This is a genomic window from Bacillus sp. FJAT-42376, assembly GCF_003816055.1.
GTDB lineage: Bacteria > Bacillota > Bacilli > Bacillales > Bacillaceae > Metabacillus_B.
In genome coordinates, this window is record NZ_CP033906.1 from 384,585 (window position 1) to 401,864 (window position 17,280).

The following is a 17,280-nucleotide window of genomic DNA, read 5'->3' on the forward strand; positions in this document are numbered from 1 at the left end:
ATATTGAAGGCTAAGATGGTATCATAAAGAGTAGATGCGAGATAGCAAACATGCTCTCGTCCTTTGGGGCGAGGGCATTTGTTCTAATTTACGGCAAGGAGTGGAATTCATGGAAAGCAAAAAGACGTTTTACATTACAACTCCGATTTATTATCCAAGCGGAAATTTACATATTGGCCATGCCTATACAACGACGGCTGGCGATGCGATGGCAAGATATAAGCGCATGCGCGGATTTGATGTCATGTACCTGACCGGAACGGATGAACACGGACAAAAAATTCAGCAAAAAGCAGCGGAAAAAGGCGTTTCTCCGCAGGAATACGTAGATGGCATTGTGGATGGAATTAAAAGCCTGTGGAAGCGGATGGATATATCCTATGATGACTTTATCCGTACAACGGAAACCCGTCACAAAACGGTTGTCGAAAAAATATTCAAGCAGCTTCTTGATCAGGGAGATATTTATTTGGACGAATACGAGGGCTGGTATTCAATTCCTGATGAAACGTACTACACGGCACATCAGCTGGATGACCCGATCATGGAAGACGGGAAAATTGTCGGCGGGAAAAGCCCGGACAGCGGACATCCTGTTGAATTGGTTAAAGAACAGTCTTACTTTTTCCGGGTAGGAAAATACGCAGACCGCCTGTTAAGGTATTACGAAGAAAATCCGGAATTCATTCAGCCTGAATCCCGCAAAAATGAAATGATTAACAACTTCATCAAACCGGGTCTTGAAGACCTGGCTGTATCCAGAACATCCTTTGATTGGGGAGTAAAAGTTCCGGGAGATCCGAAGCACGTAGTTTATGTTTGGATCGATGCATTGTCCAATTACATTACCGCTTTGGGATATGGAACCGATCAGGATGAGAAATACCGTACCTATTGGCCGGCGGATGTTCATTTGATGAGTAAAGAAATTGTCCGCTTCCATACGATCTATTGGCCGATCATGCTGATGGCTCTCGATCTTCCTCTGCCAAAGAAAGTATTTGCACACGGATGGCTTTTGATGAAAGACGGAAAAATGTCGAAATCCAAAGGGAATGTAGTCGATCCTGTTACCCTGATTGACCGGTACGGACTGGATGCCCTGCGCTATTATTTGCTTCGCGAAGTGCCGTTCGGCTCTGATGGTGTCTTTACGCCAGAAGGATTTGTTGAGAGGGTCAATTACGATTTGGCGAATGATTTAGGCAACTTATTAAATCGGACAGTGGCGATGATCGACAAATACTTCGAAGGTCATATTCCTGCTTATCAGGGATCTGTAACAGAATTTGACCGTACCCTTGAAGAAATGAACAGAACGGCGGCAGAACGATATGAAGAAGCGATGGAAAAAATGGAATTCTCCGTTGCTCTTGCTTCCGTTTGGCAGCTCGTTAGCCGGACAAACAAGTACATTGATGAAACACAGCCTTGGGCTCTAGCCAAAGATGAAGCGAAAAAAGGGGATCTTGGATCCGTTATGCATCATCTTGCTGAGTCTTTAAGAAGAACGGCTATTCTTCTCCAGCCGTTTCTAACAGAAACTCCTGCAAAAATTTTCTCCCAGCTTGGAATAAAAGATGAGTCTTTAACCCAGTGGGAAAGCCTGCAGACTTTTGGTCATCTCAAAGATGTTACCGTGCAAAAGGGAGATCCAATTTTCCCTCGTCTTGATATGAAAGAAGAAGTGGAGTACATCAAATCACAAATGTCCGGGGGAACTCCGGTTCCTGAAGAACCAAAAGAAGAAAAAGCAGAAGAAGCGGATGAAATTACAGTAGACGATTTCTTTAAAGTGGAGCTTCGCGTAGCAGAAGTCATTCACGCTGAGCCGGTAAAAAAAGCAGACAAGCTTTTAAAGCTGCAGCTCGATCTTGGCACAGAAAAAAGACAAGTCGTATCCGGAATTGCTAAGCATTATACACCGGAAGATTTAACAGGCAAAAAAGTCATCTGCGTGACTAATCTTAAACCGGTCAAGCTTAGAGGAGAACTTTCACAGGGAATGATTCTTGCCGGAGATCATGATGGAGTCCTATCTCTTGCAACAGTAGATCAAACCTTGCCGAACGGAACCAAAATCAAATAAGTCTCCGAAAGCATACAATTTGTCGAAAGAGGTGTTCCACGTGTAACATTTTGGTGGAACGCCTCTTTTTTTGTTAGGATTTGTTAAAGCGAAATGTTTTAACGGATGCTTTTAAAGCAGAGCGCATAAAAAGCCACGGCCTCCAATGAAAAAACAAAGGATTTACTTTTTGTTAGGCTCTGTTGAAGCCTGATGTTGATTTTTAACACCTGTTGATTGGAGTGGAAGGCGAGCGCCTGCAACGGAAATCACCAGCCAAGTTTAACAGAGCTTTTTGTTAAAAAAAGCAGATGAGAGTTATGATAAAAAAAGCGGAAAGAAAGGGGACGTAAACATGTTATTTGATACGCATGCACACTTAAACGCTGTACAGTACGAAGAAGATCTGGAAGAGGTCATTGACAGGGCAAAAGAAGAAGGCGTAGAAAAAATTGTCGTGGTCGGATTTGATACCGAAACGATTACAAGAGCGATGGAGCTGACAGAAAAATACGAGTTTATTTATGCAGCCGTCGGGTGGCATCCCGTAGATGCAATTGATATGAAAGACGAAGATCTTCTCTGGATTAAAGAGCTTGCTGCCCATCCGAAAGTTGTCGCAATTGGTGAAATGGGGCTCGACTATCATTGGGATAAATCTCCAAAGGATATTCAAAAAGAAGTGTTCAGAAAGCAAATCGCTCTGGCTAAAGAAGTGAAGCTCCCGATTATCATCCATAACCGTGATGCAACAGCAGATGTAATGGAAATTCTAAAAGAAGAAGGCGCGGATGAAGTCGGTGGAATCATGCATTGCTTTACGGGGAGTCCGGAAACGGCAAAAGAGTGCATAGATATGAATTTTTATATTTCATTAGGCGGACCTGTCACATTCAAAAATGCAAAAAAACCGAAAGAGACTGCAGCCGATATTCCGCTTGACCGTCTGCTGATTGAAACGGACTGTCCCTACCTGACTCCGCATCCGTACAGAGGAAAGCGGAACGAGCCAGGCTATGTAAAATATGTAGCGGAACAGATTGCAGAGTTAAGAGGAATGACATATGAAGAAATCGCTCGAATAACAACCGAAAACGCAAAGAAATGTTTCGGCATCAGCTGACAGCAAACCCCATCGAATGGTGGGGAATGCTGTCTTTTTTTTCGCAAATTCAAAAAAGTTCTACATGCCCGAGCTCGTGCATAGGATAACCGTGTCGACAACTTTTCCTTCCTTTTTCAGTATTTTCTTAGCATAATAGGGACTGCGGCTAGAAAATATAGAAAAATGTGGTGAGGGTTGACAGTCTGAGTGATACTCTATATAATCACTCGGAGGATAAGGAGGCGTTTTTCATAGTGATAGAAACCTTGAAAAAGCTGTTTTCCGAAAAGATGAGTAAAAACAAACTCATCCTCTCCGCTACTAGTTTGCTAGTAATGGGAACAGGCACTGCTTTCGGTACATACGAGGGAACGAAAGATGAAATTACTGTTTCTGTGAACGGAAATGAGGAGAAGATTAGAACGCACGCAGACACCGTAGGAGATTTATTTTCAGAATTAGATATAGATGTGCGCGATCAAGACCAGCTTTCCCATTCGGAGAACACGAAATTAGACAGCAGTATGAACATTGTCTACGAATCAGCCCTGCCGGTTCGATTAGATGACAATGGCAATGAAAAGACGGTTTGGACCACCGCTGATACGGTAGACGGAATGCTGAAAGAAGAAGGCATTAAACTATCCAGTCATGATCAGATCAGACCGGCTCCAGATACAAAGATTACGGATCAGCTATCCCTCTCCATCAACCGTGCTTTCGAGCTGACCATGAATGTAGGCGGCAAAGAGAAAAAGGTTTGGACCACTTCGACTACGGTCGCTGACTTTTTGAAGAACCAGAAGATTAGACTCAATCCATCAGATAAAGTTGAGCCAAGATTAGATGATACGTTGCAGGCAAATGATGCTGTAACGGTTAAACGCGTAGAAAAAGTCACCGATGTAGTGGAAGAACCGCTTGATTTTGCTGTTGTTAAGAAAAATGACAGCAATTTGGAACGCGGAAAGCAAAAAGTCGTTGAAGAAGGCGAAAAAGGATCCAGGAAAATTCATTTTGCCGTTGTGAAGGAAAACGGGAAAGTGATATCCCGCAGAGCGGTAAAGGAAGAAATGGTGAAAGAAAGCAAGGACCGCATTGTAGCTGTGGGAACGAAAGCGCGAAAAGCAGCTCCGGTTGCGAGCAAACCTGCGTCAAGCGCACCTAAAGCAGCGATAGCGTCCAGAAATAATGACTCGGTTTCAAAAGAAATGTACGTGAGTTCTACTGCCTATACGGCAAGCTGCAGCGGCTGTTCCGGCCGTACTGCAACAGGAGTCAATTTAAAAGCAAATCCTGATGCGAAAGTAATTGCAGTGGACCCGGACGTAATTCCTCTTGGAACGAAAGTTTATGTGGAGGGCTATGGGTATGCAGTAGCAGCCGATACGGGCTCAGCCATCAACGGCAACAAAATTGACGTGTTTTTCCCAGACCAGTCTTCAGCAATGAAATGGGGCAACAGACGGGTGAAAATAAAAATCCTCGATTAACTATACCTGTTTTCCAGCCGTTAAATAGATACCGAACAGAGGGGCTATCCCTCTGTTTTTTTGTTGAATAAACAGAAGCTTTTGGAAGACGTATGTTTACGCTGATACTTTGCGATATAATAACGGTAACTGATTTACTAATTAGACGAAATGAAATTTCTGAAAGTTTCATCGTTGGAGGAAAAAATGAAAATAAAAGAAATCATTGTAGTGGAAGGCCGTGACGATACAGTTGCTGTTAAACGAGCCGTCACTGCAGATACAATAGAAACGAATGGCTCCGCAATAGGTGATGATGTAATTGAGCGTGTCAGACTTGCTGCTGCCGGCAGGGGAGTAATCATATTTACTGATCCAGATTTCCCTGGTGAGAAAATACGGAAAACGATTGCGGAGGCTGTCCCGGGCTGCAAGCATGCGTTTATTGAAAAAACGGATGCCCGCCCTAAAAGAGGCCGCGGAATCGGCGTGGAGCATGCATCACCTGAAGCCATCAGAGAGGCATTAAAGGAAGTGAAGGAAGAAATGCCTGACCTTCCTTCAGAATGGGAACAGGATGATCTTTTGGAATATGGACTAATCGGCCATCCGATGGCGAAGGTACGCAGGGAAAAACTCGGAACCGAGCTTAAGATCGGCTATACGAATGGAAAGCAGCTTTTGAAAAGACTGCAGATGTTTCAAATATCGAAAACAGCTTATGAAGAAGCGATGAAAAGGATACTGCAGGAGGAAGAAAAACATGATTAAAGATATTGCCACTCCGGCACGGACAAAAGAGATTTTGCAAAAGTACGGGTTTTCTTTTAAAAAGAGTCTTGGACAAAACTTTTTAATCGACACAAATGTCCTTCATCGAATTGTGGATCATGCGGAAGTGGGAGAAGAAACCGGTGTGATTGAAATCGGACCGGGAATCGGAGCACTTACAGAACAGCTTGCAAAGCGGGCAAAAAAAGTAGTCGCATTTGAAATCGATCAGAGACTGCTTCCAATTCTCAGTGATACGCTTTCCCCCTATCCGAACGTCAAGGTCATCCATGAAGATGTATTGAAAGCAGATGTAAAACAGGTCATGGAAGAAGAGTTTGGAGACTGTAAAGAAGTAATGGTTGTTGCCAATCTACCTTATTACGTCACCACTCCCATCATCATGAAGCTTCTTGAGGATCAGCTGCCGCTGAAAGGCATTGTGGTCATGCTGCAAAAAGAAGTGGCAGACCGTATTGCCGCCCATGCATCAACAAAAGAATACGGATCTCTTTCGATTGCCATTCAGTATTACACAGAGGCCAAGACCGTTATGACGGTGCCGAAAACCGTGTTCGTTCCGCAGCCTAATGTAGATTCTGCGGTGATCAGACTGCTGAAAAGGGATAAGCCTGCTGTAGAAATGCAGGATGAAGCGTTTTTCTTTGAATTGATGAGAGCGTCTTTTGCTCAGCGGAGAAAAACGCTCATGAATAATCTCATGCAGCATTATCCGGCAGGCAAGGGTATAAAAGAAGAAATCGAACTGCAGCTGAATCAAGCAGGAATTGATCCGCGGAGACGCGGAGAATCACTGACGATTGAAGAATTTGCAAAAGCAGCGGATGTTCTTTATCCTTTGCTTAAAAAATAGCTCTGTTAAACTTGGCTGTTGATTTCCGCTGCAGTCGTTCGCTTATCCTTGGGCGGGCGGTGAGCCTCCTCCTGGCTTCGCCACTGCGGGGTCTCACCTGTCCCGCTTCTCCCGCAGGAGTCTCACGCCTTCCGCTCCAATCAACAGGTGTGAAAAATCAACAACATCCTTTAACATAGCCTAACAAAAGCGTGTTAAAAGCCTGAGTGATCAGGCTTTTTTGCTGTACCCTGATCAGCCTGGCGATGCCGGACAATGATCCCGGACATGGCCGTTTTTTGGATTGATGCCGGACGTTGTTCCCGGACATCGCCACATTTTGGGGTGATGTCGGACAATGATCCCGGACATGGCCGTTTTTTGGATTGATGCCGGACGTTGTTCCCGGACATCGCAATATTTTGGGTTGATGCCGGACAATGATCCCGGACATGGCCGTTTTTTGGATTGATGCCGGACGTTGTTCCCGGACATGGCCACATTTTGGATCGATGCTGGACAACGATCCCGGACAACACCGTCTCTCACAGCTGATCGAGCACCTTCACCTTTTCTTTTGTCCAGCTTCAGGCGCTAGCTGTTCGGCCGCTTCGCTCTCTCCGTCAGGGCCAAAAGCGCCCTTCGGTCAAGAGCTCCACCGTCTCTCACAGCTGATCAAGCGCCTTCCGCTTTTCTTTTTTCATTCACGTTTTTTTTATTCATACATAGGCTAAAAAAGGATCGATATGCATGTATGTTCCAAAATCCCCCGTTTTGGAGTGAGAATATGTCATTTACTATAGGAGATGTCGTTGCGCGCAAGTCGTATCATATGGATATGCTTTTCCGTATTATCGATATAAAGCAGGGGCAGAGCGGCGAGACGGTTGCGGTACTTTATGGGGAGGAATTCAGGCTTATTGCGGATTCTCCATGCTCCGATCTCGTTGTCATCAGTGAACGCGAACTCAATCAGCGTCATGTTCAGCAAAAAGAAAAGCTGGATCAGTCTCTTTTTCTTCTCGAGCAGGATTATCAGCTGCTAAAGGAAAAACGGGAGTATTACGCTACAGCCAGCTATAGCCACCAGGAAGATTTTTTCCATGTTCCGGGGAAGGTTCTTCATTTAGATGGAGATCCGGTTTATCTTCAGAAATGTCTCTCCCTTTATGAAAAAATCGGTGTACCGGTTCATGGAGTCCATTGTCTGGAAAAAGATATGCCGGAAAGGGTGCCGGAACTTCTAACCCAGTATCGCCCTGATATCCTCGTTATTACCGGTCATGATGCGTACTCGAAGCATAAAGGAAGCATGAGCGATTTGGAGGCTTACCGGCACTCCAAACATTTTGTGCAGGCGGTTATGAATGCACGAAGCCGGATTCCTAACTTAGATCAGCTCGTAATATTCGCCGGAGCGTGCCAGTCCCATTTTGAATCGCTTATCAGGGCTGGGGCAAACTTCGCAAGCTCTCCGTCGAGAGTAAATATTCATGCGCTTGATCCGGTGTACATTGTGGCCAAAATCAGCTTTACCCCTTTTGTGGAAAGAATCAATGTCTGGGATGTTCTCCGCAATACCCTGACACGCGAGAAGGGGCTTGGAGGAGTGGAAACGAAAGGAGTGCTCCGGACAGGTATGCCGTATAAAAGAATTCAAACCGTTCAGGAGTAAAAGCCGCTATTTACGCGGTTTTTTTGGTTTATTTCAAGGACAAGTCTGATATCAGCTGAATGCAATTTCCATGGCGGCTCATCCATGATTGCACTGTACAAAAATAAAGTTGAAAACAATTAAGAAAAAATTTACATAAAAGGAGATGCTTCGGTACATAATAGGTGCGAAGGTTAGAAAATATTGTAGAAATAATTTTGTTGACATTGTTGTTTAGCCTCTGTATAATTTAAATTTTGTTTGACTTTAGAGCGCTAAAGAGGTATAATTGTCTACAGTGAGGTGGATGCAATGGCGAAGACTTTAACCGATATCAAAAACGTGTTGGATTTGAATCTGGGCAAAAGATTGACATTGAAGGCAAATGGAGGACGCAGAAAGACCGTAGAGCGATCTGGGGTTCTGGCTGAGACCTATCCATCCGTCTTTATCGTAGAATTGGATCAGGATGAAAATGCTTTTGAAAGAGTTTCCTACAGCTATGCAGATGTTCTCACCGAAACTGTACAATTAACATTTTTTGAAGATGCATCAGGAGCATTAGCTTTAAGCGGGCAGTAGACATTCGTTTGCTGCTTTTTTTTATGTCAAAAATCAGCAAAAAACAAGAATTATTACCGGAATTCGCCTTTCTTTACATATATTCAGCCGTCTCTTTATTAAAAAAGATACACATCCTATGGGAGTCCCGGCAATTTATCCCGGACGCGTTATAGCATACATGAGGGGGTTTGTATCATGGGCAGACGAAAAGGGATCATGACGGAAAGCTTTAAGTACGAGCTTGCAAAGGATTTGGGCTTTTACGATACCGTAATGAAGGAAGGCTGGGGCGGTATTCGCTCAAGAGATGCCGGCAATATGACAAAAAGAGCGGTTGAACTTGCTCAAGCGCATATGGCGTCACAAATGAAATCTCATTAAATCGGAGCGGTCTCCCAGGGGGACTGCTCTTTTTTCGTCTTTCGCTCCACTTTTTGCTATGATACATTCATGATGATTTTTAGGAGGAAGAAACGTTGAATACATTTTTGCAGCATAACCCCACAAAACTCTGGTTCGGGAAAGGGCAGATCTCACAGCTTGGGAGCGAGCTTGGCGGCCGGGGGAAAAACGTACTGATTGTGTACGGCGGCGGAAGCATTAAAAAAAACGGGGTGTACGATGCCGTGATGGAGGAGCTGGACAAGTCCGGAGCAAACGTATTTGAACTGTCCGGAGTAGAACCGAATCCCCGTCTGTCCACGGTGAAAGCGGGAATTGCCCTTTGCCGTGAAAAAGAGATTGATCTGATGCTTGCAATCGGCGGCGGCAGCGTGATCGATTGCGTAAAGGCTATTTCCATCGGAGTGTTTTATGAAGGAGATGTATGGGACGTCATTTGCAGAAAGGGATCGCCTGAGCGCGCACTTCCGTTTGGAACGGTACTAACCCTGGCGGCAACCGGGTCTGAAATGAACAATATCTCCGTGATTACCGATTGGGAGAAAAATGAAAAACGCGGCTGGGGAAGCCCGCTTGTGTTTCCTCAATTCTCTATACTCGATCCATCGTATACTTTTTCTGTTCCCCGTGATCAGACAGTTTACGGTGTGGTGGATATTATGTCGCATGCGCTTGAGCAATATTTCCATCGTACGGATAATACACCGATGATTGACCGCTTTATAGAGTCTCTCCTGCTTACAGTGATGGAGGCGGGAGCGGAGCTTGTGAATGACCTTCGCAGCTTTAAGCTTCGGGAAACGGTTATGTACGCCGGAACGACTGCTTTTAACGAAACCCTTTCAAACGGAACGGACGGGGGCGATTGGGGCTCTCATCAAATTGAGCATGCGGTTTCGGCTATTTATGATATTCCTCATGGGGGAGGGCTTGCAATTATTTTCCCGAACTGGATGAGCTATTGCTCCGAAATAGATCCTTCCAGGATGAAAAAATTGGCAGTCAATGTGTTTAAGATTTCTCCTGAAGGAAAAAGTGATTTAGAGACGGCTAAAGAGGGCATCGCAGCGTTAAGAAGCTATTGGAACTCCATTGGCGCTCCGAGCCGTCTCTCTGACTATGGGATTGATGATTCAAGACTGGAAGAGCTTGTTGAGAAATCCTTTATGAAAGATCAGGTAGGAACCTATAAGATTTTAAATAAAGAGGATGTAAGGGAAATTCTCCTCCGCAGCATGTAAAAGCATCAGAAAGCCTGATGCATAAGAGCCCAATGTCGAAAAACAGCGATATTTATCTTCTTTTTGTGATACAATGTGGGTACAATTTTAGTTCGTTTTAGAAGCAGGTGAGAGTATGCGTATTCTTGAAAAAGCACCAGCGAAGATTAATTTGTCGCTGGATGTTTTACATAAAAGAAAAGATGGATTTCATGAAGTGGAAATGGTGATGACGACCATTGATTTGGCCGACCGGATTGAACTCACTGATATGGGGCCGAGGGGCGGGATCTCCATTACATCCCATAACCGGTTTGTTCCCGATGATCACCGGAATCTTGCTTATCAGGCCGCAAGCGTCTTAAAAGAGCGCTTCGGCATAAAACGGGGAGTATCAATCGGTATTACAAAGGTCATCCCTGTTGCTGCAGGTCTTGCCGGCGGAAGCAGTGATGCAGCCGCGGCTTTAAGAGGGCTGAACCGGTTGTGGAATCTTGGATTAAGCCTGGATGAGCTGGCTGAAATCGGAGCTGAGATCGGGTCCGATGTTTCTTTCTGTGTATATGGCGGAACGGCTGTCGCCACAGGAAGAGGGGAAAAAATCCGCCACATCGAAGCGCCTCCGCACTGCTGGGTCATTTTGGCAAAACCGACGGCAGGAGTCTCTACAGCAGATGTGTACCGGGGATTGAGGCTTGCTGATGTTCAGCATCCGCATACCGGCAGAATGATAGAAGCCATTCAGGAAAAGAGCTATGAAGGAATCTGTGATCATCTTGGGAACGTTCTGGAATCCGTCACCCTGAAAATGCAGCCGGAAGTTGCAGTGATTAAAGACCAAATGAAGCGGTTTGGCGCAGATGCTGTTCTAATGAGCGGAAGCGGTCCAACTGTATTTGGACTTGTGCAATATGAATCAAAAGTACACCGGATCTACAATGGGCTTAGAGGATTCTGTGATCAGGTCTTTGCGGTAAGAATGCTGGGCGAGCGATGCGAACTTGATTAAAGACGTATATTAAGATATATTATCTTTAACAATATTCGGATTTTGGGGGTTATTCCATGAAGCTTCGTCGAAGCGGCAGACTCGTGGACATGACGAATTATATGCTTACTCATCCGCATTCGCTTGTCCCTCTTACTTATTTTTCAGAAAGATACCAGTCTGCAAAATCTTCCATTAGTGAGGATTTAACCATTATTAAGCAAACTTTTGAGCAGCAGGGTGTCGGGTCGCTGCAAACCGTGCCGGGAGCCGCAGGGGGCGTGAAATTTGTTCCGGGCATGCACCGTGAAGAAGCGCAGAGCATCATCAGCTCCATTAAACAGAGAATGTCATCACCGGACCGCCTTCTTCCCGGAGGCTATCTCTATCTGACGGATATCCTTGGTGACCCTTCTATGGTCAATAAGGTCGGGAGAATGTTCGCTTCAGTCTTTGCCGAGCGGAATATCGATGTCGTCATGACAGTGGCCACAAAAGGGATTCCTCTTGCCTATGCTGTAGCGAATGATTTGAACGTTCCGGTTATTATTGTAAGGCGTGACAGTAAAGTGACCGAAGGGTCCACCGTCAGCATCAACTATGTATCGGGTTCTTCCAAAAGGATTCAAACAATGGTTCTTGCCAAGAGAAGCTTAAGGGAAGGTTCAAATGTCCTGATTATTGACGACTTCATGAAAGCCGGCGGAACCATCAACGGAATGGTAAGCCTGCTGGATGAATTTCAGGCGAAAGTCGCGGGAATTGGCGTCCTGGTTGAGACACAGGGTGTAGAAGAGCGGTTAGTGGATGAATACATTTCGCTCATTAAATTAACGGATGTTGATGTGAAGGGCAAACAAATTGAGCTTCAGGAAGGTAATTTTTTTGATTTTGCCAAGTAACGTTTTTTACAGGCATAAAAAAAGGAGCTGAAGACCGATGGAAATCATTCAAACAGCTAAAGCGCCGGCAGCCATTGGCCCCTATTCACAAGGGATGGTTGTAAACAACCTGCTTTTTACATCCGGACAGATTCCGCTGCGTCCCGATGGCGAAATGACTGCAGGGGATGTCCGGGAGCAGACGCATCAGGTTTTTGCAAATTTGCAGGCTGTTCTTGAACAGGCAGGAAGTTCTTTGGAGCAGGTTGTGAAAGCGACTGTTTTTATTAAAGACATGAACGATTTTGGTGAGATTAACGAAGTGTACGGGGAATATTTTCATACACATAAACCGGCAAGGTCCTGTGTGGAAGTTTCCAGACTGCCAAAAGACGCATTGATTGAAATCGAGTGCGTCGCTCTAACTAAATAATTTACCCAAGTCAATAAGAAAACTTTCCTACCTTTCCCTGATTTTTCAAAAAAATTTTTACAGAATGCAGGAATTCAGATTTTTCCGTGGAATTCATACTGTAAAGTTTTTCATCCAGGGAAAAGGTGGTGAACATAATGGAAGTGACTGACGTTAGATTACGCCGCGTTAACACAGAAGGCAGAATGAGAGCGATTGCATCCATTACACTTGATCACGAATTTGTTGTACATGACATTCGTGTGATTGACGGGAACAATGGCTTATTCGTTGCAATGCCAAGCAAAAGAACTCCTGACGGAGAGTTCCGCGATATTGCCCATCCAATCAATTCGGGTACACGCGGAAAGATTCAAGAAGCTGTTTTAACTGAGTATCACAGGCTTGGAGAAATGGAAGAAGTTGAATTTGAAGAAGCGGGTGCTTCCTAAAATATGTTCGCCCTTGTTACGCTGTAACAGGGGTTTCCTTATGTCTGTGCCATTTTCTCCTCCGCTTACCCCCTTTCCAACCTCCCGCTAATAAAGTCCTATCCGTTTCCCGGCAGCCCTAGAAATATTCGGCACTTTTGCTTCGCGCCTTGAAATGATGCCACATTTAAGATATATTTTTTAATGGATAAATAGGGATACTTGGGAGGCTTACATATGGAAAATCGTTTTGCAGTCATTCTAGCAGCTGGTCAAGGTACACGTATGAAATCCAAGCTTTATAAAGTTCTGCATCCTGTTTGCGGCAAGCCGATGGTTCAGCACGTAGCAGATGAAATGTCCAAACTGAACCTTGGAAAAATGGTGACGATTATTGGGCATGGTGCAGAAATGGTCAAGGCACAGCTTGGAGAAAAAAGTGAATATGCTCTGCAAAGCGAGCAGCTTGGAACTGCTCATGCAGTTATGCAAGCTTCAAGCCAGCTCCATAATCTTGAAGGTACGACAATCGTTGTCTGCGGAGATACACCGCTGATAACGTCTGAGACGATGGAGAATTTGCTTTCCCATCATAAAGAAACAAACTCCAAAGCAACCATTCTGACTGTGAAGGCAGAGGATCCTGCGGGGTATGGACGAATTGTGCGAAACAGCAGCGGACTCGTTGAAAAAATTGTCGAGCATAAAGATGCTTCTGAAGAGGAACGGACCATTGATGAAATCAATACCGGTACTTACTGCTTTGATAATAAAATGCTTTTTGAAACGCTAAGCAAAGTTTCGAATGACAACGTTCAGGGAGAATATTACTTGCCTGATGTCATTGAAATCCTCAAAAACGAAGGTGAAGTCGTGTCTGCTTATCAGACCGATTCTTTTGAAGAGTCACTGGGAGTCAATGACCGTGTCGCGCTTTCACAGGCAGAGAAATATATGAAAAAACGCATCAACACCTTCCATATGCGCAATGGAGTAACCCTGATTGATCCTGAGCAAACATACATTTCAGCAGATGCTGAAATCGGCAGGGATACCATCATTTATCCGGGAACGATAATTAAAGGGAATGCGAAGATCGGTGAGGACTGTGAGGTCGGCCCGAACACAGAAATTAAAAACAGTGTGATCGGCGATCGTACAGTGGTCCGCCAGTCTGTCGTTCATGATAGTGAAGTCGGAAACGAGGTTGCCGTAGGGCCGTTTGCTCATATTCGCCCGCAATCATCTATTTCAGATGAGGTGAAAATCGGCAATTTTGTTGAAATCAAGAAGGCATCCATGGGCAAAGGAAGCAAAGCCTCTCACTTGAGCTATATTGGCGATGCGGAAATCGGTGCAGATGTAAATCTTGGCTGCGGGTCTATTACCGTGAACTATGATGGGAAGAATAAGGCACTTACAAAGGTGGAAGATGGGGCATTTATCGGCTGCAATTCAAATCTGATTGCACCAGTAACAGTTGGAAAAGGAGCCTATGTAGCAGCAGGCTCTACGATTACAGAAGATGTGCCGGGTCAAGCGCTATCGGTTGCGCGTGCTAGACAAGTCAACAAAGAGGACTATGTCAGCCGGCTGAGCATGAATCAAAATTCTAATTCCTAATTGGAGGTTCACCACATTATGTCAAATCAGTACGGTGATGCAAATTTAAAGATTTTCTCACTGAATTCCAATCCGGGACTTGCAGCAGAAATTGCTGAAGTTGTCGGCGTTCAGCTTGGTAAATGTTCGGTTACCCGTTTCAGTGACGGAGAAATCCAGATCAACATTGAAGAAAGTATCCGCGGCTGTGATGTCTACATCATTCAATCCACAAGCGGCCCTGTAAACGAACACCTGATGGAACTTTTGATCATGATTGATGCGTTAAAACGTGCTTCTGCCAAAACGATTAATATTGTTATGCCTTATTATGGATATGCCCGCCAGGACCGTAAAGCCCGTGCGCGCGAGCCGATCACAGCGAAGCTTGTGGCAAACCTTCTTGAGACTGCTGGTGCGGACCGTGTAATCACACTGGACTTGCATGCACCTCAAATTCAAGGGTTCTTTGATATTCTGATTGATCACTTAATGGGTGTTCCGATTCTTGGTGACTATTTCAGCAAAAAGAATCTGAAAGATATTGTGATCGTTTCCCCGGACCACGGCGGTGTAACCCGTGCCCGCAAGCTGGCCGATCGCTTGAAAGCTCCAATTGCCATCATTGATAAACGCAGACCAAGGCCAAATGTGGTTGAGGTAATGAACATTGTAGGGAATATCGAAGGGAAAACAGCCATCCTGATCGATGATATTATCGATACGGCCGGCACGATTACTCTCGCTGCAAATGCACTGGTAGAAAACGGAGCATCTGAAGTGTATGCATGCTGTACACACCCTGTCCTATCAGGCCCTGCGATCGAGAGAATCCAAAACTCGAAAATTAAAGAGCTTGTCGTAACAAATTCGATTGCCCTTTCAGAAGATAAGAAAATCGATAAGGTCATTGAGCTCTCTGTTGCTCCGCTTATCGGTGAAGCGATTATCCGGATTCATGAAGAGCAATCTGTAAGTACGCTGTTCGATTAATAAATCCTTATGTTTAGACCGGACGAATTGTGGGAATTGACTATAATAAGCAATTTATCACGATGTTAGGAAGGTGTAGGACATGAGCACAACAATTAAAGCACAGGAAAGAAAAGATTTTAAAAACTCAAGCACAAAAGCGATTCGTTCAAAGGGCCATGTGCCTGGCATTATATATGGCTATAAAACCGACAACAAAGCAGTTTCGCTGGACAGCATCGACCTTTTGAAAACACTGCGCGATGAAGGCCGAAACGCGATTATTCAGCTGGATGTTGAAGGGAAAAAGCATTCGGTAATGGTAAATGATATGCAAATGGACACGATGAAAAATGAAATTCTTCATGCTGATTTTATTGTCGTTAACATGGATTCCGAAGTGGATGTAGAGGTTCCTCTTCATCTAACGGGTGATGCACAGGGTGTGAAAGACGGCGGAGTGCTGCAGCAGCCTCTATACCAGATTTCCATTACAGCGAAGCCAAACGATATCCCGCAAACAATTGAAGTGGATATTTCTAATCTTACAGTGAATGAAACCCTGACGATTTCCGATTTAAAGGATTCCAAAAAGTACACAATTAATCATGAAGATGATGAAGTCATTGCATCGATTCTTCCTCCTCAGGCAGAAGAAGAAATTGATTCCGGCGAACAGCAGGAGTCTGGTGAGCCTGAGAACGCTGAAGGGCGTGAAGGAGAAGAGGAAGAGGCTGAATAATAGCTTGATCAGCCGGGCTGGCATAAAACATATGTTTTATGCCAGCCTCTTTTCTATGTGTAAAAACTTTTCTATAATATAATGGATGAACAGAGTAAGTACGGAAATGCAGACAGGAGCCAATTCTTTATGTATAGGGCTCCCTAAAAAAGAATTTGGCACTGTCACACATTCGAGATTGAAAAGGAATTCGCGGAGGTTTATAGCCGCCCGTTCGAACGTATAGCTAAACAGAGTCAATATAAAAGGTGGGAATCATTTGAAAGTTTTTGTCGGGCTTGGGAATCCAGGAAAACAATATGCGGAAACACGGCACAATGCAGGCTTTATGGTTATAGATGAATTGGCGCACCGTTTATCTATTCCGCTGGACCGCTCTAAATTTAATGGGGTATACGGAATGGGATTTGCCGGAGGAACGAAAGTGCTGCTTGTAAAGCCGCTTACCTATATGAATTTGTCAGGTGAATGTGTCCGGCCCCTTATGGACTTCTATGAAGTTCCAGACGAAGACATGGCCGTGATCTATGACGATCTCGATCTCCCGGCTGGAAAAATCCGATTGCGGACGAAGGGCAGTGCAGGAGGGCATAACGGGATCAAGTCTATGATTCAGCATTTCGGTACTCAGGAATTTAATCGCATACGAATTGGCATTGACCGTCCGCCGGCTGGAATGAAAGTTCCTGATTATGTGCTCGGGAATTTTTCCGGGGAAGAGCAGCATTTAATTAAAGCAGCCGTCATCCGGTCTGCAGAAGCCTGTGAGGATTGGCTGAACAAACCGTTTCTTCAGGTGATGAATGAGTTTAATCAGAAGTAAGTATATTGAATTCCTCATGCGTTTATACTAGTTATAAAAAGCGTATGGAGGAATTATGGGTTACCATTACTTTTGCCGTCATTGCGGCACAAAAGTCGGCAGTCTGGAGAAAGAGACCATCCACAGCGGAGATCTTGGGTTTCAGTTTTTATCCAGTGAAGAGAGACAGGAAATGATCCGCTACATGGCGAATGGTGATATAGAAGTAAAAACAATCTGTGAGGATTGCCAGGAAGCGCTTGACCGGAATCCTGCCTTCCACCAGGTAGAAAAATTCATACAATGAAAAGCTTTGGCTTTTGACCCAAAGCGTTTTTCTA

At 44.7% G+C, this 17,280-nt stretch carries 19 protein-coding genes; 18 read left to right on the top strand and 1 reads right to left on the bottom strand.

Going from position 1 to position 17,280, the window contains the following annotated elements:
• The first annotated feature begins 109 nt into the window (after positions 1-109).
• The 5 genes from metG to rsmA all read left to right on the top strand — a co-directional run bounded on the left by metG (position 110) and on the right by rsmA (position 6,290).
• Positions 110-2,089, top strand: a complete 1,980-nt coding sequence (gene metG, locus CEF21_RS01825; RefSeq protein WP_123913150.1) for a methionine--tRNA ligase — start codon at positions 110-112, stop codon at positions 2,087-2,089.
• A 334-nt stretch (positions 2,090-2,423) separates the two neighbouring features.
• Positions 2,424-3,191, top strand: a complete 768-nt coding sequence (locus CEF21_RS01830) for a TatD family hydrolase (protein ID WP_123913151.1) — start codon at positions 2,424-2,426, stop codon at positions 3,189-3,191.
• Positions 3,192-3,439: 248 nt separating this feature from the next.
• Positions 3,440-4,666: a G5 and 3D domain-containing protein gene (locus CEF21_RS01835; protein WP_123919907.1), complete on the top strand. Its 1,227-nt coding sequence runs from the start codon at positions 3,440-3,442 to the stop codon at positions 4,664-4,666.
• Between the two features lie 174 nt (positions 4,667-4,840).
• Positions 4,841-5,416: a ribonuclease M5 gene (rnmV, locus tag CEF21_RS01840; RefSeq protein WP_277423918.1), complete on the top strand. Its 576-nt coding sequence runs from the start codon at positions 4,841-4,843 to the stop codon at positions 5,414-5,416.
• The gene (rsmA, locus tag CEF21_RS01845; protein ID WP_123913153.1) at positions 5,409-6,290 is read left to right on the top strand and encodes a 16S rRNA (adenine(1518)-N(6)/adenine(1519)-N(6))-dimethyltransferase RsmA; all 882 of its coding nucleotides are present in this window, start codon (positions 5,409-5,411) and stop codon (positions 6,288-6,290) included. Before rnmV ends, rsmA begins: the two co-directional genes overlap by 8 nt.
• A 194-nt stretch (positions 6,291-6,484) precedes the next feature.
• Here the strand turns inward: rsmA and CEF21_RS01850 are convergent, their stop codons facing one another.
• Complete coding sequence (locus CEF21_RS01850) at positions 6,485-6,805, bottom strand: hypothetical protein (RefSeq protein ID WP_123913154.1); 321 nt, start codon at positions 6,803-6,805, stop codon at positions 6,485-6,487.
• 251 nt (positions 6,806-7,056) lie between these two features.
• Between CEF21_RS01850 and yabG the strand changes: the two genes are divergently transcribed.
• The 13 genes from yabG to fin all read left to right on the top strand — a co-directional run bounded on the left by yabG (position 7,057) and on the right by fin (position 17,246).
• Positions 7,057-7,944, top strand: a complete 888-nt coding sequence (yabG, locus tag CEF21_RS01855) for a sporulation peptidase YabG (protein WP_123913155.1) — start codon at positions 7,057-7,059, stop codon at positions 7,942-7,944.
• A gap of 291 nt (positions 7,945-8,235) precedes the next feature.
• Positions 8,236-8,505: a biofilm formation stimulator Veg gene (gene veg / locus CEF21_RS01860; protein ID WP_123913156.1), complete on the top strand. Its 270-nt coding sequence runs from the start codon at positions 8,236-8,238 to the stop codon at positions 8,503-8,505.
• Between the two features lie 177 nt (positions 8,506-8,682).
• Positions 8,683-8,868, top strand: a complete 186-nt coding sequence (locus CEF21_RS01865; RefSeq protein ID WP_123913157.1) for a small, acid-soluble spore protein, alpha/beta type — start codon at positions 8,683-8,685, stop codon at positions 8,866-8,868.
• 95 nt (positions 8,869-8,963) lie between these two features.
• Positions 8,964-10,130, top strand: a complete 1,167-nt coding sequence (locus CEF21_RS01870; RefSeq protein ID WP_123913158.1) for an iron-containing alcohol dehydrogenase — start codon at positions 8,964-8,966, stop codon at positions 10,128-10,130.
• 115 nt (positions 10,131-10,245) lie between these two features.
• Positions 10,246-11,118 carry a 4-(cytidine 5'-diphospho)-2-C-methyl-D-erythritol kinase gene (ispE, locus tag CEF21_RS01875; protein WP_123913159.1) on the top strand — a complete coding sequence of 291 codons (873 nt, stop codon included), beginning with the start codon at positions 10,246-10,248 and terminating at the stop codon, positions 11,116-11,118.
• Between the two features lie 56 nt (positions 11,119-11,174).
• The gene (purR, locus tag CEF21_RS01880) at positions 11,175-11,999 is read left to right on the top strand and encodes a pur operon repressor (protein WP_123913160.1); all 825 of its coding nucleotides are present in this window, start codon (positions 11,175-11,177) and stop codon (positions 11,997-11,999) included.
• Positions 12,000-12,036: 37 nt separating this feature from the next.
• Entirely contained in the window at positions 12,037-12,411 is a 375-nt protein-coding gene (locus CEF21_RS01885; protein WP_123913161.1) for a RidA family protein, read from the top strand.
• Positions 12,412-12,548: 137 nt separating this feature from the next.
• Entirely contained in the window at positions 12,549-12,842 is a 294-nt protein-coding gene (gene spoVG / locus CEF21_RS01890) for a septation regulator SpoVG (protein WP_123913162.1), read from the top strand.
• 216 nt (positions 12,843-13,058) lie between these two features.
• Positions 13,059-14,444, top strand: a complete 1,386-nt coding sequence (gene glmU / locus CEF21_RS01895) for a bifunctional UDP-N-acetylglucosamine diphosphorylase/glucosamine-1-phosphate N-acetyltransferase GlmU (protein WP_123913163.1) — start codon at positions 13,059-13,061, stop codon at positions 14,442-14,444.
• Between the two features lie 18 nt (positions 14,445-14,462).
• Entirely contained in the window at positions 14,463-15,416 is a 954-nt protein-coding gene (locus CEF21_RS01900; protein WP_123913164.1) for a ribose-phosphate diphosphokinase, read from the top strand.
• Positions 15,417-15,498: 82 nt separating this feature from the next.
• A complete protein-coding gene (locus CEF21_RS01905; protein ID WP_123913165.1) occupies positions 15,499-16,137 on the top strand; it encodes a 50S ribosomal protein L25/general stress protein Ctc in 639 nt (212 codons plus the stop codon).
• A gap of 259 nt (positions 16,138-16,396) precedes the next feature.
• Positions 16,397-16,960: an aminoacyl-tRNA hydrolase gene (pth, locus tag CEF21_RS01910; protein WP_123913166.1), complete on the top strand. Its 564-nt coding sequence runs from the start codon at positions 16,397-16,399 to the stop codon at positions 16,958-16,960.
• Positions 16,961-17,015: 55 nt separating this feature from the next.
• Positions 17,016-17,246 carry an anti-sigma-F factor Fin gene (gene fin / locus CEF21_RS01915; protein WP_123913167.1) on the top strand — a complete coding sequence of 77 codons (231 nt, stop codon included), beginning with the start codon at positions 17,016-17,018 and terminating at the stop codon, positions 17,244-17,246.
• The last annotated feature ends 34 nt before the right edge of the window (positions 17,247-17,280 follow it).